The sequence below is a fragment of the Paeniglutamicibacter sp. NPDC091659 genome (assembly GCF_044756805.1).
GTDB lineage: Bacteria > Actinomycetota > Actinomycetes > Actinomycetales > Micrococcaceae > Paeniglutamicibacter.
In genome coordinates this window covers 71,839-90,144 of record NZ_JBIVTO010000004.1, presented here as the reverse complement: position 1 = coordinate 90,144, position 18,306 = coordinate 71,839, and the positions used below count along the sequence as shown (strand labels likewise).

The window sequence follows — 18,306 nt, the reverse complement described above, 5'->3', positions numbered from 1 at the left end:
GTAGGGGTTGCCGCGCCGCGCGAGGTGGCGCGGCAACCCTTACTTAAAGGTGATGTCAGCGCTTTTGCTTGACGATCTTTTCCTGGTCGACGGATCCCTCGGCCAAGGCGTCGAATTCTTCGTGGCCGGCGGCGACAAGCTTGTCGTCACCTTCACCGAAGAAGCCGGCCTTGAAATCGGCGATGTTCGACTTGAGCGATTCCACGGTCTCGTCCTCGAGCTTGCCGGTCTCGGCAATCACGGTCAGCACGTTGGTGCGGTGACGGAGGTGAGCCAGGAAGTCGGTCTCGAAGCGGCGAACGTCTTCAACCGGGACATCGTCCAGGTAGCCGTTGGTACCGGCCCACACGGAGACAACCTGATCCTCGACCGCGAACGGTGCGTACTGTCCCTGCTTGAGCAGTTCCATCAGGCGTGCACCACGGGTCAGCTGCTGCTTGGAAGCGGCATCCAGGTCCGAGGCAAACATGGCGAAGGCCTGCATGTCGCGGTACTGAGCCAATTCAAGCTTCAACGTACCGGCAACCTTCTTCATGGCCTTGATCTGCGCCGAGCCACCAACGCGGGACACCGAAACGCCCACGTCGACTGCCGGACGCTGGTTGGCGTTGAAGAGGTCCGACTGCAAGAAGATCTGGCCGTCGGTGATGGAAATGACGTTGGTCGGGATGAACGCCGATACGTCGTTTGCCTTGGTTTCGATGATCGGAAGACCGGTCATCGAGCCCGCACCGAGCTCGTCGGAGAGCTTTGCACAACGCTCGAGCAAGCGGGAGTGCAGGTAGAACACGTCGCCCGGGTAAGCTTCGCGTCCTGGCGGACGGCGCAGCAACAGGGAAACGGCGCGGTAGGCTTCGGCCTGCTTGGACAGATCATCAAAGACGATCAGAACGTGCTTGCCGTCGTACATCCACTGCTGGCCAATGGCCGAGCCGGCGTACGGTGCCAGGTACTTGAAGCCAGCCGGATCGGATGCCGGGGAGGCAACGATCGTCGTGTATTCCAGTGCACCGTGGTCTTCAAGGGTCTGGCGCACTGCGGCAATGGTCGAAGCCTTCTGACCAATTGCCACGTAGATGCAGCGGACCTGCTTGTTGGTGTCGCCCGAAGCCCAGTTGGCCTTCTGGTTGATGATGGCATCCACGGCCAGAGCGGTCTTGCCGGTCTGACGGTCGCCAATGATCAGCTGACGCTGGCCACGGCCGATCGGGATCATCGCGTCGATGGCCTTCATGCCGGTCTGCAGCGGTTCGTGAACCGACTTACGCTCGGTTACGCCGGGAGCCTGGGCTTCCAGTACACGACGTCCGGTGGACGCGATCGGTCCAAGGTCATCAATCGGCTCGCCCAGCGGGTCAACCACGCGGCCCAGGAAGGCGTCGCCCACTGGAACCGAGAGGATCTCGCCGGTGCGCTCTACGCGCTGGCCTTCGGCGATGCCGGTGAAGTCGCCCAAGACGACGACACCGATTTCGCGGGTGTCAAGGTTCTGGGCCAGGCCCAGGGTGCCGTCTTCGAAGCGAAGCAGCTCATTTGCCATGACGGAGGGAAGACCCTCCACCTTGGCGATACCGTCACTTGCCGTGGTTACGCGGCCGACCTCGGTGCGCTCAGCTTTGCCCGGTTCGTAGGACGCTGCGAACTCATTCAAGGCAATGCGGACGTCGTCGGCGTTGATGGTCAAATCGGCCATCTGCAGTCCCTGCTCTCCTAAGTTGTGATTACCGCGGTTCTATCGTGTGCGGTAACCGAAAATTGATTCAGTCTATGGTGACTGGCCGGCTGGCAGACCCCGAAGGGGGTCTACCTAGCCTGCCAACCGGCGGCGAAGATCCGACACGCGGGTTGCGATGGAAGCGTCTACCACTTCATCGCCCACCTTCACGCGGAGGCCGCCGACTAGTTCCGGGTCGATGTTGACGTTGATCTTCAAGTCTCGACCGTAAAGGTTATTCAGGCCTGCCTGCAGGCGCGTGAACTGCTCGGCGGTGAGGTCACGGGTGACGCTTACCTGGGCAATCCAGCGATCCTGACGCTTAGCCACCAATTCCACGAAGCGCTCCAGCAGTGCGACGGGCTTGAGCCCACGCGGCGAAGCGACGGCCTGGCGGATCAGCAGTGCAGATGCTTCACTGGCAGTCGGGACAAGCTTGAGCGCCAAGGCGCATTTCGCTTCCGTCGTTGCCTGAGCATCATCAAGTGCACGCTGCAGATCATGACTGGACCCAACAACACGGATGAACGCGAAGAGGTCTTCTTCGAGCCTCTCCAAGCCAGCGGAACCGCCCTGACGTTCGGCGACCATGATTGCAGCGTTAGCTGCCACGATCTCCAATGCATCGCCAATGTCTCGTGCCGAGCTCCAGCGCGAAGTGGCAAGACCAGCGACGGTGGCCTCGGCGTCAGCCGAAACCTTTCCGCGCAACAGCTGGGCTACAAGCCCTGCCTTGTCCGATGCCCCACGGGCGGGATCAGTCAGTGCGCGACGCAGGCCTGCATCGCCGTCGATGACCCGAAGGGCACCAAACAGCTCTGTCGACAATTCCAAGGACGCGTGTGCAAGCTTGGTTTCCAACGACGCCAGCGCCGCGGCGAGTGACTCGCTCGATACACCTGCCATTAGTTCGATGCACCTGCGTTCTGCTGGTTTTCCAGATCTGCCAGGAACTTATCGACCACGCGAGCTGCGCGCTCGTCGTTCTCAAGAGCGTCGTCGACGATCTTGCTGGCCAGCGAAGTTGCCAGGGTTCCGACCTCGGCGCGCAGCGAGGTAACTGCTGCAACGCGCTCGGCTTCGATCTGACGGTGGGCCTGCTCGGTGATACGAGCGGACTCCTCGGAGGCCTTGGTCTTCAGCTCAGCCAGGATCTGGGCACCTTCTTCGCGCGCGTCCTCACGGATGCGGTTGGCTTCGGTGCGTGCTTCCAGCAGCTGGGCCTTGTACTGCTCAAGGGTGGCGTTGGCTTCTGCCTGTGCGGCTTCAGCCTTCTCAAGTCCACCTTCGATGGCCGTAACGCGGTCCTGGTAGGACTTCTCGAATGCCGGGGCAATGTACTTGACCACGATGAACAACAGGACAGCAAAGCCTGCAGCAGTGACAAGAATTTCCCACGGGTTCGGAAGCAGCGGGTTGGCACCCGCACCTGCAGCGAGGATCAATTCGTTGCTGATCATTCTCACTCTTCCTTATCTCTTAAGTTCCAATTGCAATAGCCCTGCGACAGTGGCAGGGCCACCACCAAAGGAACTAAGCGCCGATGACGAAGGCGAAGACCAAGCCCAAGATTGCCAGTGCTTCTGCAAGGGCGAAGCCCAGCATGGCGATTGGCTGAAGGATGCGCTGTGCTTCCGGCTGGCGAGCAACGCCGTTGATGTAGGCAGCGAAGATCATGCCCACGCCGATGGCCGAACCGATAGCAGCCAGGCCGTAGCCGATCATGTTGAGGGAGCCGTGGAGTTCCATTTCGTTCCTTTCAAGATACCGACACTTTGTCGGCAGGTTGTGAGGTCATTCCCTGATGAAGGGGAAAGCTTTGTGTTGGTTTAGTGCGCGCCCGAATGCTTAGTGGGCGTCTGCATCCAGGGCACCCTGGATGTAGATGGCGGTCAGCAGGGTGAATACGAAGGCCTGCAGGACCATGATCAAGAGTTCAAGGAAGTACATCGCAACGGAACCGGCGATGACCGCAACGCCAACGGCGTTCAGGGCCAGCGATTCCTGGACCACGATCAGGTGGCGTGCGCCGGTGGCGGCAAGCATCACGATCATGTGGCCGGCCAGCATGGTGGCCATCAAACGCAGCGAGTGAGTCAGCGGGCGAACGATGAAGTTGGAGATGATTTCCAACGGCACCATCAGCGGCATGATCCAGCCCGGCACGCCGGAAGGAACGACTGCCAACTTGAAGTAGCGGATACCGTGGTTCTTCACGCCTACGGCAATCCAGGTGCCGTAGATGATGATCGCCATTGCGTACGCCGAACCGGCGTGCGAGAACGATGGGATCTGAAGGAACGGAATCGCGCCGAAGAGGTTGTTCAGCAGGACGAAGAAGAAGGTTGCGAAAAGCAGCGGTACCCAGGGGCGGAAGTTCTTTTCGCCGATGATGTCGCGGCCAACGGAGTTGCGAACAAAGCCGTAGGCGCTTTCTGCAAGGAACTGAGCCTTGCCTGGAACCAACTTCGGGTTCTTAATTGCGGACTTGAAGAACCACACGATCAAGATGATCGAAAGGATGATCATGATCATCTGCTTGCCGAAACCGGTCCCGTACTCGGCTAGCCAAGGAAACACCTCGGGAAGGTGGGTGTCGGAAATTGTCGGCGGGACATATGGTTCTGTGGCCGTCGGAAGCGCAAACGCGGTCAACGCGCTGTCCTCTCTGCAGTTTCGGTCATGGGGCAAAGTTGGTGACTCGGCGCAGGGCGCCGCTCACCGTGTGAAGTTCTAGTGGTCGATCTCATTACTCGGTACTGTCTTCGCGGCGTCGGTGCCGTTGATGATGGCTAGCCAAGAAGTATCCCGCGGTGGCACCAAGCAGCGCACCAACGAAGAGTATCCATCGGGTGTCCAGTAAAAGATCCAGACCCCAGCCTATCAAACCCCAAGCGATGAGCCCGCCAACGGTGTAGTTGATGAACTCACGCACCGGTCGTTCATGAGGCATTTCATCGGGGTGCTTAGCGTGGGTTTCCATGCTGGGCCTCTCCGCTTCCGGGCGTGGTCGGTTCTTCGTCGTCAAAGATGGGGAGGCGAGCCTTGGAGAAGGCGCGGATCTCACCAAATTGCCAAAGGACCAGGGATCCGATGGCCCCCCACATGAAAGCGGGGCGGTGAACCCAATCGGGAAGCCCGGAAAACAGAACCAGGAAGCCCATGCCGAAGATCTTGAGCACGTAGGTGAACAAGAAGGCCGGAAGGGCCCAGCTGCTGCGATATCGGCCAGCCAGTTCGGCGATGAGCAGGCTGACACCAAAAAATATGATGACCAGACCCATGCCAAACCCGATGGAACCAGCAAATTGCGCGCCGAGAATTGGCCACAGCACAAGGGAAGCGGCAGTACCGACACTGATCGTGTAGGCGGTGCATGTCTTCAGGATGCCCATCCAAGGGGAACGCGGAGCCGACGAGGCGGCAAGCGCACCGTTGGCCTTCGAGCCGCGAACCGGCTTGATCATCTGCATCCTATTCCCTTGCATACAGCAGCCCCTGACGCAGGGTTGCCGCGCAACAAGGAGTTTGGTGGGGATTGGCCTCCAATGGAAGCCTCATTGAATTCTACACGAGATAGAACGGCCGCTCGACGTGAGGAATCCACACTCGCCCGAGCGCCGCTGGGACTACTTCCCGCGACCGGCCTTGAACTGCGCGTAGCCAAGCCGGATCTTCGGCCACCATGTGGCGAACCCCACAGAAATTAGCGCCGCAATATAAATGGGGACAACGATCTTGCGGTTGAGCAACGAAAACGCCATCACACCCGAAGCGCAGAGTGCAGCCCAAAGGTACATGAGAATGACGGTGGTCTGCTCACTGTGCCCACCCTGGACCATGCGGTGGTGCATGTGTCCTTGGTCGGCGTGGAACGGCGACTGCCCGCGGGACATGCGCCGGATGACGGACAGCCCCAGATCCAAGAGCGGGAGTATGATCACCGCGGCAGGAAGGATGACGGGCATGTAGGCGGGTACATTTCGGAAACGGAAGGCGTCCTCCCCCAACACGTCGCCCGTGACGGCGATGGAGGACACCGCGAGCAGCAACCCGATCGCGAGCACCCCGCTCTCCCCCATGAAGATCGAGGCCGGGTTGAAGTTGTGCGGCAGGAACCCGAGCGCAGCACCCAGGAGTATCGCGCACAGCAGCGCGGAGAAGTTTGAGTAGTCCTCGGCGCTCACGCGCGTCGCCAGGTAGTAGCTGTAAATGAAAAACGTTGCAGCGCCAATGGCGGAAACCCCTGCGGCCAGCCCGTCGAGGCCGTCCATGAAGTTGATGGCATTCATGATCAAGACGATCAGGATGACTGTCACCGCCACGCGCGCCGCCTGCGATTCGAAATTCACGGATCCGACGGGCAGGGCCTTGATGACGATCCCGTGTCCGGCGATGATCAAGCCGATGGACGTCTGCCCGATCAGCTTGATCCACCATTTCAGGTCCATCAGGTCATCCATGACACCCATGACCAACACCACGGCCAGCGCAATGGCCACGCCCTGGATCGGTTCCGGGTTCCGGAAGATCCCGTCGAAGAACGGGATCCGGCTGGCCATCGCGAGACCGAGGTAGATCGCTCCGATGATGGCCACGCCGCCGAGCTTCGGGGTCGGACGCTTGTGCATGTCGCGCTGGCGCACCGGGCCCTCGGGCAGGAACCGGACGCCGACGGCGCGCAGCACCGGCGTCAGCAAGTATGAGGTTATGAACGCGACACCGATCAGCAGGAGATAAGTTCTCATGAGTCGGTGGCCGGCTCCGTTGCCGCGCGGGCCTCCCCGGCGTCTTCTTCAGTCGTTTCGGATTCTGGGTCTGCGGCGGTTTCCGGCTCAGCGTCGGCATTCGCCACCGGCGGCTCCTCGCCGAGACCCAGCAGGCCAGGAACGACCACGCGCAACGCTTCCAGGCCGAGCGCGCCCTCGCGAACCAAGCGCGGCGGATTCAGGGTGCAGTCGATGATGGTGGAACTCAGGGCCTCGCCGCTGACGGGGCGCGGCCCTGCCTCGAGGTAGACGTCGACCGATTCGCCGAGCTGCTCGAAGGCCTCGGCCGCGGTGGCCGCCGCGGGCCGGCCGGTGCGGTTGGCCGAGGACACGGCCAGCGGGCCGGTGACGGCCAGCAGGTCGCGGGCCACCTCGTCGTCGGGAACGCGCAGCGCCACGGTTCCGCGGGTCTCCCCCAGGTCCCAGGTCAGCGACGGCTGGGCCTGCAGGATCAGGGTGAGGGCGCCGGGCCAGAATTCCTCGGCCAGGGCCCGGGCATCGTCGGGCACATCGACGGCAAGCCCGTCCATGGTCTGGATCGCGGGAATCAGAACCGGGGGCGGCATGTTCCGTCCCCTGCCCTTGCAAGCCAGCAATGTGGACACAGCCTGCGCGGAAAATGCGTCGGCGGCGATGCCGTAGACGGTGTCCGTGGGCATCACAATGCAACGTTGCGCGGAGAGCGCAGCCTGCGCTGCGGCCAGTCCGGCATCCCGTTGCTGGCTATCTAGGGCGTCAAAACGTGAAGTCACGCTGTCCATTCTTCCATGTGTAGGGTCCTGCTAGCGGCGGATTCCGCTGGTCGAGCGGTCTCGACCGGTCAAGTCGCGGTGCGTCTGGATGTTGCTCCAGACGCCGCCCTCTTCAAACAGTGCGGCCATTTGCGGCGCCTGCACCTCGGCATGCTCCATCACGAACAGTCCCCCGGGACGCAGCAGCCTTGCCGCCGAACGCTCGGCCGCGCGCGGCATGACCATGCCGTCCTCGCCGCCGCCGTAGAGCGCCATCCGCGGGTCATGGTCGCGGGCCTCCGGCTCGCGCGGAACCGCGTTGGCCGGGATGTACGGCGGGTTGGAGACCACCACGTCGCAGGTGCCGTCGAGTTCCGCAAACGCGTCCCGCATGTCGCCCTGGATGAGGTGGACCCCCAGCGGGGCAAGGTTGCGCTGCGCATAGGGGAAGGCGAGGTCTGAAAGCTCCACCGCGTGCACCTCGGCGCCGGACAGCTCGTGGGCCAGCGAACCGGCGATGGCGCCGGACCCCGTCCCCAGGTCCACCAGGCGCGGACCTTCCAGCTCCTTGGCGAAGTCGACGGCGATCTGCACCACCGTTTCCGTCTCCGGCCGCGGCACAAACACGCCGGGTCCCACCTCGAGCTCCAGGTACCTGAAGTACGCGACGCCGGTGAGGTGCTGCAGCGGTTCGCGCGTTGCCCGCCGTGCCACCAGCTTGGCATAGGCGACATCGTCCGCGACGGAGAAGGACTCCCCCATCATCTGCAGGCTCTTGAGCCGCCCGCGGCTGGTGTTCAGCACGTGGGCGGCCAACAGCTCGGCGTCCACTGCCGGGGAGGGGACGCCGGCCGCGGCCAAGGTTGCCGTGGCTTCGGCCAACACCTCAGCCAGAGGCTGGCCGAAACACTTGTCGGACATGGCTGTTTAGTCCTTGTCCCCGCCGATGGCGTCCAGGCGCTGCTGCTCGTCCATCTCGATGCAGGAGTTGATCAGCGGATCCAGGTCGCCGTTCATCACGGCGTCAAGGTTGTAGGCCTTGTACCCGGTGCGGTGGTCGGCGATGCGGTTTTCGGGGTAGTTGTAGGTGCGGATGCGCTCGGAGCGGTCCATGGTGCGCACCTGCGACTTGCGGATGTCGGAGTTCTCCGCGTCGATGATCGCCTGGTGGTGGGCGAGGATGCGCGAACGCAGCACGCGCATGCCGGCCTCGCGGTTCTGCAGCTGCGACTTCTCGTTCTGCATGGCCACCACGATGCCCGTGGGGAGGTGGGTGATGCGCACGGCGGAGTCGGTGGTGTTGACCGACTGGCCGCCCGGGCCCGAGGCGCGGTACACGTCGATCTTCAGGTCGTTCGCGTGGATCTCGACCTCTTCCGGCTCGTCGACCTCGGGGAGGATCAGCACGCCGGCGGCCGAGGTGTGGATGCGTCCCTGGGACTCGGTCTGCGGCACGCGCTGCACGCGGTGCACGCCGCCCTCGAACTTCAGGTGTGCGTAGACGCCCTCGGCGGGGTCGTTGGACTTGCCCTTGATGGCAACCTGGGCGTCCTTGTAGCCGCCGAGGTCGGACTCGTTGAACGAGATCATCTCGGTCTTCCAGCCCTTGGTTTCCGCATAGCGGGTGTACATGCGCAACAGGTCCGCCGCGAACAGCGCGGCCTCGTCGCCGCCTTCGCCGCCCTTGACCTCAAGGATGACATCGCGTGCATCGTTGGGGTCGCGCGGGATCAGCAGGCGGCGGAGCTTTTCCTCGGCGGCGGGCAGCTGCTCCTCGAGCTCGGCGACCTCGTCGGCGAAGTCCGGGTCCTCTTCGGCCATTTCGCGGGCGGCCTCGAGGTCCTCGGTCATCTGCTTCCAGCGCTTGTGCGCCTCGACGATGCCGTTGAGCTCGGCCGAACGGCGGCCGAGCTTGCGGGCAAGGCCCTGGTCCTGGTAAACGGCGGGATCCGAGAGCTGCGCCTGCAGGGCTGCGTGCTCATCGAGTAGTCCCTTGACGGACTCAAACATGGGTTTCAACTTCTTTCACGACGGCTAGTTCCATTCTAGGAACAAAAAGGGGAATGCGGTGTTAACGACCGACGCCCGGTCCGCCGTGCCCGCTGGAAAGCGGGCACGGCAAAACCGGGCGTGTGGCGTAGCTAGGCGTCGTTCTTGGAACCCAGCGTGGTCTTGTTGATGAGCATCAGGAACTCGGCATTGGAAGAGGTCTCGCGGATCTTGCCCGTGAGGGTTTCCAGTGCCTGCTGCGTGTCGAGGCCCGAGAGCACGCGGCGCAGGCGCCACATGATGCGAACCTCGTCCGGGGACAGCAGGTTCTCTTCGCGGCGGGTGCCCGACTCGTTGACGTCGACGGCCGGGAAGATGCGCTTGTCCGCGAGCTTGCGGGACAGGCGGAGCTCCATGTTGCCGGTGCCCTTGAACTCCTCGAAGATGACCTCGTCCATCTTGGAACCGGTCTCGACGAGCGCGGTTGCAAGGATGGTCAGCGAGCCGCCGTTTTCGATGTTGCGTGCGGCACCGAAGAAGCGCTTCGGCGGGTACAGCGCCGAGGAATCGACGCCACCGGAGAGGATGCGTCCGGAGGCCGGGGCCGCCAGGTTGTACGCACGGCCCAGGCGGGTCATCGAGTCAAGCAGGACCACGACGTCCATGCCCATTTCCACCAGGCGCTTGGCGCGCTCGATGGCGAGCTCGGCGACGGTGGTGTGGTCATCGGCCGGGCGGTCGAAGGTCGAGGCAATGACCTCGCCCTTGACGGTGCGCTGCATGTCGGTGACTTCTTCGGGACGCTCGTCAACCAACACCATCATGAGGTGGACCTCTGGGTTGTTGATGGTGATGGCGTTCGCGATCGACTGCAGGATCAGCGTCTTGCCGGCCTTCGGCGGCGAAACGATCAGGCCGCGCTGGCCCTTGCCGATCGGGGCAACCAGGTCGATGACACGCGGGCCGACCAGCTTCGGGTCGGTTTCCAGGCGCAGGCGGTCCTTCGGGTACAGCGGGACCAGCTTGGAGAAGTCAACGCGGTTGACGTTCTCTTCAGGGGTCTTGCCGTTGATGGCCGTCAGCTTCACCAGTGCGTTGAACTTGGCACGGGTGTTGACGTTTTCGTTCTCGCGCGGTGCACGGATGGCACCGACCACGGCGTCGCCCTTGCGCAGGTTGTACTTCTTGACCTGGTTCAGGGTGACGTAGACGTCGTTCGGGCCGGCAAGGTAGCCGGTGGTGCGGATGAACGCGTAGTTGTCCAGGACGTCCAGGATGCCGGCGACGGGCAACAGCACGTCGTTCTCGTTCATCTCGGTGTCGTCGACATCCGGCTGGTTGCGGTTGCGGCGGTTGCGCGAATTGCGGTCACTGCGGTCGTTGCGGTCGTTGCGATCCACACGTTCGCTGCGCTCGGGGCGGTCGTTGCCGCGCTCGTTGCCGCCACGCTCGTTGCGTTCGCGGTTGCGTTCGCGGTTGCGCTCGTTGCGTTCGCGGTTGCGCTCGCGGCGGTTGGCGTTGCGGTCCTCGGCGGACTCGCGGACGCGCTCCTCGGCCTGTGCTGCGGGCTTCTCGGCAACCTTTTCCTCGACGGCCTCGGGGGCCTCGACGGTTTCGGCGTGCTCGACGTTGCTTTCGCGGCGGTTGCGGTTGCGGTCGCGGCGGTTGCGATTGCGGTCGTGGCGGTCGGTGCGCTCCGGGCGGCCCTCGTGGGTGCCCTCGGCGGTCTCGCCCTCGGTTGCAACGGCGGTCGCGGTCTCGGCGGCCTCGGCGTTTGCCGTTGCCGGCTTCTCGGCTGCAGGCGCGCTCGGAGCGGACTCGGCGCGGCGGTTGCGGGAGTTGCGGCGCGGTGCGCGCTCCTCAGCGACAGGGGCCTCGACGGCTTCTGCTGCTTCGGTTGCCACTGCTGCCGGAGCTGCAACGGTTCCGGTGGATTCTGCACGGCGGCTGCGGCCGCGGCGCGGTGCGCGTTCCTCGGAGGCTGGAGCCTCCGAAACCTCGGCCGGAGCCTCGGATTCGGTCTTCACGGCCGACTTGGCGGTGCGCCGGGCCGGGGCCTTGGCCTTGGACTCGGTCTTGGTTTCGGCTGCCGCTTCCACCTTCGGTTCGGCCTTGGCCTTGGCATCGCGGTCGGCTACGGAGCCGCCACGCTGGTGGTTGGAAATCGCGGTGACAAGATCGCTCTTGCGCATCCGGGATCCGCCGGTGATACCCAGCTGGGACGCAAGCGCCTGCAATTGTGCAAGCTTAAGGCCGGCAAGTCCGCCGCCCTTGGATGCGTTGTTTTCTTCCACGCCTGCATTAAGGCTGGTGGTTTCGGTCACGAAGGTTCCTTCCCCCTCGTCGGGCGGATCGCATCAGAGAGATCCGCAACGTTTGACTGCCCTTTGCCCGCTTCAGATGCGGGAAAGGTTGAACCGTGCACGGACCCTGTGAAGGCCAATACCTCGGTCGATCGTGCGTGGGACACATCAAAGGACTGAATGCCCATCAAAGACGATGAACTCAATCGGATGGTGTGAGGGTGCTTGCGCGCCTGGCTAAAACTGGTTTGGCGGCGGTCGCGCGCCGCAAATACGCGGCGTTTGACGGTTGCACTAAACGCAATGAACCATCCCCAAGATCTGGAGTGGTTCTTTTAGAGACTTGTGCTAAAGCACTTCTACTCTAACACCGCTTTGCGGCACAGACGGAATCTGGACACGCCAAGAAGTTTCGCGGTGGTTCGCCGCGTGTTCCGCGATGGTCCGTGCGACGGTTTCCGCTTCCTCGGTCCCGGCACAAAGCACCAGCACCGTGGGACCGGCACCCGATACGACGGCCGCGTGGCCAAGCGAGCGCAGGTGGGCGATCAGTGCGGCGCTCGGCGCCATGGCCGGGGCCCGGAAGGACTGGTGCAGGAAGTCCTCGGTGCCAAGCAGCAATGCGCTCGGTTCGTGGGCCAATGCGTGGATCAAAAGGCCCACGCGCCCGCCGTTGGCGGCGGCCAGAGCATGCGGAACCGTCTCCGGCAGCAGGCCGCGGGCCGCATGGGTGGAAAGCTCGACGTCCGGAATGGCGATGACCGGGACGATCGATTCGTGCAGCACCCCGTTCAGGGTGCCGAATCCGCTGCCGTCGACCCATGACAGCGTGAGTCCGCCGAAGACGGCGGGCGCCACATTGTCCGGGTGGCCTTCCCAGCGCGCGGAGGCCTGGAAGATCTCCTCCAGGCCCTCCTGCGCGTCGGCGGGAAGCAGCGCGTTGGCAGCAGCCAAGGCGCTGACCATGGCAGCGGCGCTGGAGCCCATGCCGCGGCCGTGGGGAATGCGGTTTGTCGCTTCAAGGCGCAGGCCGCAGGCCTCGTAGCCGAGCTCGGCCCAGCGTTCCAGGATGGTCTTGGCGATCAGGTGGGTCTCATCGGTGGGCAGCGTGTCTGCGCCCTCCCCCGTCATCATGACCACTACCCCGGGCTCCGCGACGGTGTGGACAACCAGCGTGTCGAACACCGACAACGCCATGCCCAACACGTCGAAGCCCGGCCCCAGGTTGGCCGTCGTTGCCGGCACGTGCACGGCAATCGTCTGTCCGGCCTGTATTTGCGCCATGTTGCGTTTATTCCCTTGGTGAATTGCGTTTAAGCAAGGCCGAGCGCGCCGGCGACGGCGACAACATCGAAATCGACCTTGGTCGGTGAAACCTCGGAACCGTCTTCGGTCTTCAGGGCCCAGTCCGGGTCCTTCAGGCCGTGGCCGGTCACGGTGATCACGATGGTCTTGCCCGTCGGCACCTCGCCCGCGGCGTGGTGCTTGATCAGCCCGGCAACACCGGCGGCGGAGCCCGGCTCCACGAAAACGCCCTCGCGGGAGGAGAGCCAGCGGTGCGCGGCGAGGATTTCCTCGTCGGTGACCGAGTCGATCAACCCGCCGGACTCGTCGCGGGCTTCCTCGGCCTGCTTCCAGGATGCGGGGTTGCCGATGCGGATGGCGGTGGCAATGGTGTCGGGTTCGGTCACCGGGTGGCCCAGCACGATCGGTGCCGCGCCGGCGGCCTGGAAGCCCCACATGATCGGCGTCTTGGTGGACACCGGTGCCAGCACGTCGCCTGCCTGGTTGGTGTACTCGGAGGAGTACTCCTTGTAGCCCTTCCAGTAGGCGGTGATGTTGCCCGCGTTGCCCACCGGAAGCACGTGGTAGTCCGGGGCGTCGCCCAGGTAGTCGACGACCTCGAAGGCGCCGGTCTTCTGGCCCTCGATGCGCGCCGGGTTCACCGAGTTCACCAGGAACACCGGGTAGTTTTCGCTGAGCTTGCGGGCAACCTCGAGGCAGTTGTCGAAGTTGCCATCGATCTGGATGATGTCCGCGCCGTGCGCGATCGCCTGGGACATCTTGCCCATGGAGATCTTTCCGTCCGGAACCAGCACGGCGCACTTGAGACCGGCCTGGGTTGCGTAGGCGGCGGCGGAGGCCGAGGTGTTGCCGGTGGATGCGCACACCACTGCCTTGGCGCCGGCCGCAACGGCGGCGGTCATGGCCATGGTCATGCCGCGGTCCTTGAAGGACCCGGTCGGGTTCATGCCCTCTACCTTGAGGTAGACCGACGAACCTGTCAGTTCGCTCAGTGCCGGGGCGAACACCAGGGGTGTTCCGCCCTCGCCGAGCGTAATGACCTTGGTGTTTTCGTCAACGGGCAGGCGGTCGGCATATTCGCGGATGACTCCGCGCCACTGGTGGGCCACTTAGTTTCCTTCAACTCGCAGGACAGAGATTACTTCTTGGACGGCAGCCAATTCCGCCACTGCCGCAACGGTGGCGGAGAGGGCGGATTCGGTGGAGCGGTGGGTGACGATGCGCAGCTCGGCGACCGCGGTGTCGGCATCCCGGTTCACGGTCTGGCGCAGGGCCTCGATGGAGACGCCGTGCGTGGCGAAGATCGTGGCGATCAAGGCAAGCACACCCGGTTCGTCGGAGACGCGCAGGCCGATGGCGTAGCTGGTCGCGGCCTCGCTGAAGTCCAAGACCTTGACGGACTGCTGGGCGGCGATGGCCGGCAGCGGGCCGCCGGAGACCACGCGGCGTGCCACCGCGACGGTGTCGCCCAGCACGGCGGATGCGGTCGGCGATCCGCCGGCGCCGCGGCCGTAGAACATCAGCTCGCCGGCGTTTTCCGCCTCGACGAAGACCGCGTTGAACGCGCCGTGCACGGCTGCCAGCGGGTGGGTGCGGGGCAGCAGCGTCGGGTGCACGCGCACGCCGATGCCGTTCTCGCCGCGTTCGGCGATGGCCAGCAGCTTGATGACCATGCCGGCGTCCTTGGCCGCGGCCACGTCGCCGGCGGTGATCTTCGAGATGCCTTCGCAGTACACGTTTTCCAGGGCGAAATCCGTGTGGAAGGAAAGCGATGCGAGGATCGCGGCCTTGGCCGCGGCATCGTGCCCCTCGACGTCGGCCGTCGGGTCCGCCTCGGCGTAGCCCAGGGCCTGCGCCTCGGCGAGCACGTCAGCGAACTGGGCGCCGGTGGTGTCCATCGCGTCGAGGATGAAGTTGGTGGTGCCGTTGACGATGCCCATGACCTTGGTGATCCGGTCTCCGGAGAGCGAGTCGGAGATCGGGCGCAGGATCGGGATGGCGCCGGCGACTGCGGCCTCGTAGCGCAGCTGGGCGTCGTTGGCGAAGGCCAGCGCGCTCAGTTCCGCGCCGCGGGCGGCAAGCAGCGCCTTGTTTCCCGTGATGACAGAGGCGCCGCGGCTCAGCGCGCGGCCGATCAGCTCGCCGGCCGGCTCGAGGCCGCCGAGCAGCTCGATGACGATGTCCGCTTCGTCGACCAGGGCGGCCGAATCGGTGGTGAACAGCTCGGCGGGAATCTGCCCGTCGCGCTGGGTTGCTACATTGCGTACTGCAATGCCCGTCAACTTGAGTTTTGCCCCGGCGCGGTCGGCAAGCACCGATGCATCGTCCAGCAGGATGCGTGCAACCTGGGCCCCCACATTGCCGCAGCCAAGCAGGGCCACCTTCAGTGTCTTCACGTTTCTAACTATGCTCCCAAGTCGCGGGCCAACAGATCGGCTTCGGTTTCCCTGCGGATGATGGCGCGTGCGGCACCGTCGCGCACCGCAACAACGGCCGGGCGGCCAAGGTAGTTGTAGTTGCTGGCCAATGCCCAGCAGTAGGCCCCGGTTCCCGGTACGGCGAGCAGATCGCCGGCGGCAACATCCTCGGGCAGGTAAACGTCCCTTACGACTATGTCACCGGACTCGCAGTGTTTGCCAACCACGCGGGAAATAATCGGTTCACTTGCCGTCACACGCGAGGCCAGCACGGCCGTGTAGTCCGCGTCGTAGAGCACCGGGCGGGCGTTGTCGCTCATGCCGCCGTCGATCGAAACGTAGCGGCGCGGCACCAGGATGCCGTCCTCGGTTTCCACCTGGACGGACTTGCGCACGCCGGCCTCGTAGAGGGTGAAGGTGGAGGTGCCGGCGATGGCGCGGCCCGGTTCGATCGAGATGCGCGGCACGGCGATGCCCAGCTCGAGGGCGGTTTCGCCGACGACCTTGGCCATGGCCGCGGCAAGCGTTGCCGGGGCGCTCGGGGTGTCGACCTCGGTGTAGGCGATGCCGTAGCCGCCGCCCAGGTCCAGTTCCGGGAGCTCCACGCCATGGATTTCCTTGATCCCGGCCAGGAAGCCGAGCATCTTCTGCGCGGCCAGGGCAAAGCCCTCCGCCTCGAAGATCTGCGAGCCGATGTGGGCGTGCAGGCCCAGCAGGTTCAGCTCCTCGTGCTCCAGCGCAAAGTTGACGGCCGCTGCGGCCGGGGAAACGTCCCCGCCCACGGGGATCATGGAGAGCCCGAACTTCTGGTCCTCGTGCGCCGTGGCGATGAACTCGTGGGTGCTGGCGTGCACGCCGGGGGTCAGCCGCAGCATGACGTTGGCGCGCTTGCCGGTTTCCCGGGCCAGCAACGCGACGCGCTCCAGCTCGTCGAGCGAGTCGACGACGATGCGGCCCAGATCCGCCTCGAGGGCCGTGCGGATCTCGGTGACCGACTTGTTGTTGCCGTGCAGCGAGAGGTTCGCTGCGGGCACGCCGGCCACGCGGGCCACTGCCATTTCCCCGCCGGAGCAGGTGTCCAGGCGCAGGCCCTCGGCGGTGACCCAGCGGGCCACCTCGGTGCTCAGGAATGCCTTGCCGGCGTAGTAGACGTCCACGCCGCCGCACAGGTCTGCGAAGGCAGCGTCAAAGGCCTGCTTGAACCCGCGGGCACGGGCCCGGAAGTCGTTCTCGTCAAGCACGAACAGCGGGGTGCCGAACTGCTGGGCGAGTTCCGAGACCGGCAGTCCCTGGACGGCCAGTTCCCCGCCCTCGGTCCGGGCCACGCCCGCGGCCCACTCGATGGGGCGCAGGGCGTTGGCGTCTTCGGGGAAGGAAAGCCACTCGGGTGCAAGGGGGGAAATAGCCATGGGATTACATCTTCTCCGGCGCGGACACGCCCAGCAGGCCAAGGCCGTTGGCCAGTACCTGGGTGGTGGCGTCGTTCAGCCATAGTCGGGTGCGGTGGATGGCCTCGACCGGCTCGTCGCCGATCGGGGTGACGCGGCAGGCGGCGTACCAGGAGTGGTAGGCGCCGGCAAGCAGCTCGATGTGGCGTGCCACGCGGTGCGGTTCGCGGTGTGTGGCGGCCTGGGCGACGACGGACGGGAACTGCCCCAGCGCTGCCAGCAGGTCGTTTTCCGTTTCGTGGGTCAGCAGCGTCGCATCGAAATCGGTGCGGGTGACACCCTTCTCGACGGCGTTGCGGGCAGCGGCGGCCGAGCGCGCGTGGGCGTACTGGACGTAGAACACCGGGTTGTCGTTGGTGTTCTTCTTCAGCTGCTCCGGGTCGATCGTCATCGGCGAGTCGGCCGGGTAGCGGCCCAGCGAGTAGCGCAGCGCGTCGGCGCCGAGCCAGTTGATCAAGTCGCGCAGCTCGATGATGTTGCCGGCGCGCTTGGAAAGGCGTGCGCCGTTCACGGAGATCAGCTGGCCGATCAGCACCTCGATGTTGACCTTCGGGTCGTCGCCCGCGGCGGCCGCGATGGCCTTGAGGCGGTTGACGTAGCCGTGGTGGTCGGCGCCGAGCAGGTAGATCTTCTCGGTGAAGCCGCGGTCCTTCTTGGAGAGGTAGTAGGCGGCGTCGGCGGCGAAGTAGGTGGGCTCGCCGTTGGCGCGGATCAGCACGCGGTCCTTGTCATCACCGAAATCGGTGGTGCGCAGCCACACGGCACCGTCGGTGTCGTCGATGTGGCCCTGCTCGCGCAGGCGGGCCACGGCGTCCTCGACGGCGCCGCCGGAATGCAGTTCCTCCTCGGAGAAGAAGATGTCGAACTCGACGCCGAAGTCGTTGAGCGTCTCCTTGATGTCGGCCATCTGCGCCACATAGGCGGCGTGCCGGATGACCGGCAGGGCGGCAACCTCGGTGAGTTCGCGGATGTCCGGGTGGTCGGAGAGGACGGTGTCGGCCAGTTCCTTGATGTATCCACCAGGGTATCCACCCTCCGGCACCGGCAGGCCGTGCAGGCGGTTGTAGACGGACTGGGCAAAGATGTTCATCTGGTTGCCGGCGTCGTTGATGTAGTACTCGGAGGTGACGGTCGCGCCGCTGGCCTTGAGCACGCGTGCGATCGAGTCGCCCAGCGCGGCCCAGCGGGTGTGTCCGATGTGCAGCGGGCCGGTCGGGTTGGCGGAGACGAACTCCATGTTGATGTTGTGGCCGACCAGGGCCTCGTTGGTGCCGTAGGCGGCGCCGGCCTCGACGATGGCCTTGGCGAGCTCGCCGGCAGCACCTGCCTCGAGGGTGATGTTCAGGAAGCCGGGTCCGGCGATGTCGACCTTGGCGACGCCCGCGGCGTCGGCCAGGCGCGTGGCAAGGATCTGGGCGAAGTCGCGCGGGTTCATCCCGGCCTTCTTGCCCAGCTGCAGGGCGATGTTGGTGGCCCAATCGCCGTGCTCGCGACTCTTCGGTCGCTCCACACGCACAGTCTCGGGTACTTCAACGGAAATCTGGCCGGCGTCGACAGCGTCACGGAGGCAAGCGGAAATGGCTGTGGAGAGTTCTTCAGGAGTCACCCCTCAAGGATAACCCGGGGTCGC

17 protein-coding genes are annotated in these 18,306 nt (G+C 64.7%); all 17 read right to left on the bottom strand.

The features are described 5' to 3' along the window. Positions 1–55: 55 nt before the first annotated feature. A complete protein-coding gene (gene atpA / locus ACIQLF_RS09450) occupies positions 56–1,693 on the bottom strand; it encodes a F0F1 ATP synthase subunit alpha (protein WP_400297260.1) in 1,638 nt (545 codons plus the stop codon). Positions 1,694–1,807: 114 nt separating this feature from the next. Beyond that, on the bottom strand, positions 1,808–2,620 hold the full coding sequence (locus ACIQLF_RS09445) for a F0F1 ATP synthase subunit delta (protein ID WP_400297258.1): 813 nt from the start codon (positions 2,618–2,620) through the stop codon (positions 1,808–1,810). After that, on the bottom strand, positions 2,620–3,174 hold the full coding sequence (locus ACIQLF_RS09440) for a F0F1 ATP synthase subunit B (protein WP_400297256.1): 555 nt from the start codon (positions 3,172–3,174) through the stop codon (positions 2,620–2,622). The genes ACIQLF_RS09445 and ACIQLF_RS09440 overlap by 1 nt, the downstream gene beginning before the upstream one ends. A 73-nt stretch (positions 3,175–3,247) precedes the next feature. After that, positions 3,248–3,463, bottom strand: a complete 216-nt coding sequence (locus ACIQLF_RS09435) for a F0F1 ATP synthase subunit C (protein ID WP_209996269.1) — start codon at positions 3,461–3,463, stop codon at positions 3,248–3,250. Positions 3,464–3,562: 99 nt separating this feature from the next. Next, the gene (atpB, locus tag ACIQLF_RS09430; protein WP_400297254.1) at positions 3,563–4,369 is read right to left on the bottom strand and encodes a F0F1 ATP synthase subunit A; all 807 of its coding nucleotides are present in this window, start codon (positions 4,367–4,369) and stop codon (positions 3,563–3,565) included. Positions 4,370–4,463: 94 nt separating this feature from the next. Continuing rightward, a complete protein-coding gene (locus ACIQLF_RS09425) occupies positions 4,464–4,697 on the bottom strand; it encodes a hypothetical protein (RefSeq protein WP_400297252.1) in 234 nt (77 codons plus the stop codon). Beyond that, positions 4,681–5,187 (bottom strand): hypothetical protein, encoded by a 507-nt coding sequence (locus ACIQLF_RS09420; RefSeq protein ID WP_400297249.1) that lies wholly within the window; start codon positions 5,185–5,187, stop codon positions 4,681–4,683. Before ACIQLF_RS09420 ends, ACIQLF_RS09425 begins: the two co-directional genes overlap by 17 nt. A 156-nt stretch (positions 5,188–5,343) precedes the next feature. After that, positions 5,344–6,462 (bottom strand): MraY family glycosyltransferase, encoded by a 1,119-nt coding sequence (locus ACIQLF_RS09415; RefSeq protein WP_400297247.1) that lies wholly within the window; start codon positions 6,460–6,462, stop codon positions 5,344–5,346. Continuing rightward, a complete protein-coding gene (locus ACIQLF_RS09410; RefSeq protein WP_400297245.1) occupies positions 6,459–7,244 on the bottom strand; it encodes an L-threonylcarbamoyladenylate synthase in 786 nt (261 codons plus the stop codon). The genes ACIQLF_RS09415 and ACIQLF_RS09410 overlap by 4 nt, the downstream gene beginning before the upstream one ends. Positions 7,245–7,265: 21 nt before the next feature. Further along, positions 7,266–8,135: a peptide chain release factor N(5)-glutamine methyltransferase gene (gene prmC / locus ACIQLF_RS09405; RefSeq protein WP_400297242.1), complete on the bottom strand. Its 870-nt coding sequence runs from the start codon at positions 8,133–8,135 to the stop codon at positions 7,266–7,268. Positions 8,136–8,141: 6 nt separating this feature from the next. Beyond that, the gene (gene prfA / locus ACIQLF_RS09400) at positions 8,142–9,224 is read right to left on the bottom strand and encodes a peptide chain release factor 1 (protein ID WP_400297240.1); all 1,083 of its coding nucleotides are present in this window, start codon (positions 9,222–9,224) and stop codon (positions 8,142–8,144) included. 131 nt (positions 9,225–9,355) lie between these two features. Continuing rightward, the gene (gene rho, locus ACIQLF_RS09395; protein WP_400297237.1) at positions 9,356–11,527 is read right to left on the bottom strand and encodes a transcription termination factor Rho; all 2,172 of its coding nucleotides are present in this window, start codon (positions 11,525–11,527) and stop codon (positions 9,356–9,358) included. Between the two features lie 327 nt (positions 11,528–11,854). Continuing rightward, entirely contained in the window at positions 11,855–12,790 is a 936-nt protein-coding gene (thrB, locus tag ACIQLF_RS09390; RefSeq protein ID WP_400297234.1) for a homoserine kinase, read from the bottom strand. Positions 12,791–12,819: 29 nt separating this feature from the next. Further along, positions 12,820–13,920: a threonine synthase gene (gene thrC / locus ACIQLF_RS09385; protein WP_400297232.1), complete on the bottom strand. Its 1,101-nt coding sequence runs from the start codon at positions 13,918–13,920 to the stop codon at positions 12,820–12,822. Beyond that, positions 13,921–15,207: a homoserine dehydrogenase gene (locus tag ACIQLF_RS09380; RefSeq protein ID WP_400297230.1), complete on the bottom strand. Its 1,287-nt coding sequence runs from the start codon at positions 15,205–15,207 to the stop codon at positions 13,921–13,923. It abuts the gene before it with no gap. 8 nt (positions 15,208–15,215) lie between these two features. After that, on the bottom strand, positions 15,216–16,637 hold the full coding sequence (lysA, locus tag ACIQLF_RS09375; RefSeq protein ID WP_400297227.1) for a diaminopimelate decarboxylase: 1,422 nt from the start codon (positions 16,635–16,637) through the stop codon (positions 15,216–15,218). Positions 16,638–16,641: 4 nt separating this feature from the next. After that, positions 16,642–18,282, bottom strand: a complete 1,641-nt coding sequence (gene argS, locus ACIQLF_RS09370) for an arginine--tRNA ligase (protein ID WP_400297224.1) — start codon at positions 18,280–18,282, stop codon at positions 16,642–16,644. Between the last annotated feature and the right edge of the window lie 24 nt (positions 18,283–18,306).

Bases quoted from the DNA above. Each gene is read 5' to 3' on its own strand.
- atpA (WP_400297260.1), bottom strand. From the start codon at position 1,693: ATGGCCGATTTGACCATCAACGCCGACGACGTCCGCATTGCCTTGAAT.
- ACIQLF_RS09445 (WP_400297258.1), bottom strand. From the start codon at position 2,620: ATGGCAGGTGTATCGAGCGAGTCACTCGCCGCGGCGCTGGCGTCGTTG.
- ACIQLF_RS09440 (WP_400297256.1), bottom strand. From the start codon at position 3,174: ATGATCAGCAACGAATTGATCCTCGCTGCAGGTGCGGGTGCCAACCCG.
- ACIQLF_RS09435 (WP_209996269.1), bottom strand. From the start codon at position 3,463: ATGGAACTCCACGGCTCCCTCAACATGATCGGCTACGGCCTGGCTGCT.
- ACIQLF_RS09425 (WP_400297252.1), bottom strand. From the start codon at position 4,697: ATGGAAACCCACGCTAAGCACCCCGATGAAATGCCTCATGAACGACCG.
- ACIQLF_RS09420 (WP_400297249.1), bottom strand. From the start codon at position 5,187: ATGCAGATGATCAAGCCGGTTCGCGGCTCGAAGGCCAACGGTGCGCTT.
- ACIQLF_RS09415 (WP_400297247.1), bottom strand. From the start codon at position 6,462: ATGAGAACTTATCTCCTGCTGATCGGTGTCGCGTTCATAACCTCATAC.
- ACIQLF_RS09410 (WP_400297245.1), bottom strand. From the start codon at position 7,244: ATGGACAGCGTGACTTCACGTTTTGACGCCCTAGATAGCCAGCAACGG.
- prmC (WP_400297242.1), bottom strand. From the start codon at position 8,135: ATGTCCGACAAGTGTTTCGGCCAGCCTCTGGCTGAGGTGTTGGCCGAA.
- prfA (WP_400297240.1), bottom strand. From the start codon at position 9,224: ATGTTTGAGTCCGTCAAGGGACTACTCGATGAGCACGCAGCCCTGCAG.
- thrB (WP_400297234.1), bottom strand. From the start codon at position 12,790: ATGGCGCAAATACAGGCCGGACAGACGATTGCCGTGCACGTGCCGGCA.
- lysA (WP_400297227.1), bottom strand. From the start codon at position 16,637: ATGGCTATTTCCCCCCTTGCACCCGAGTGGCTTTCCTTCCCCGAAGAC.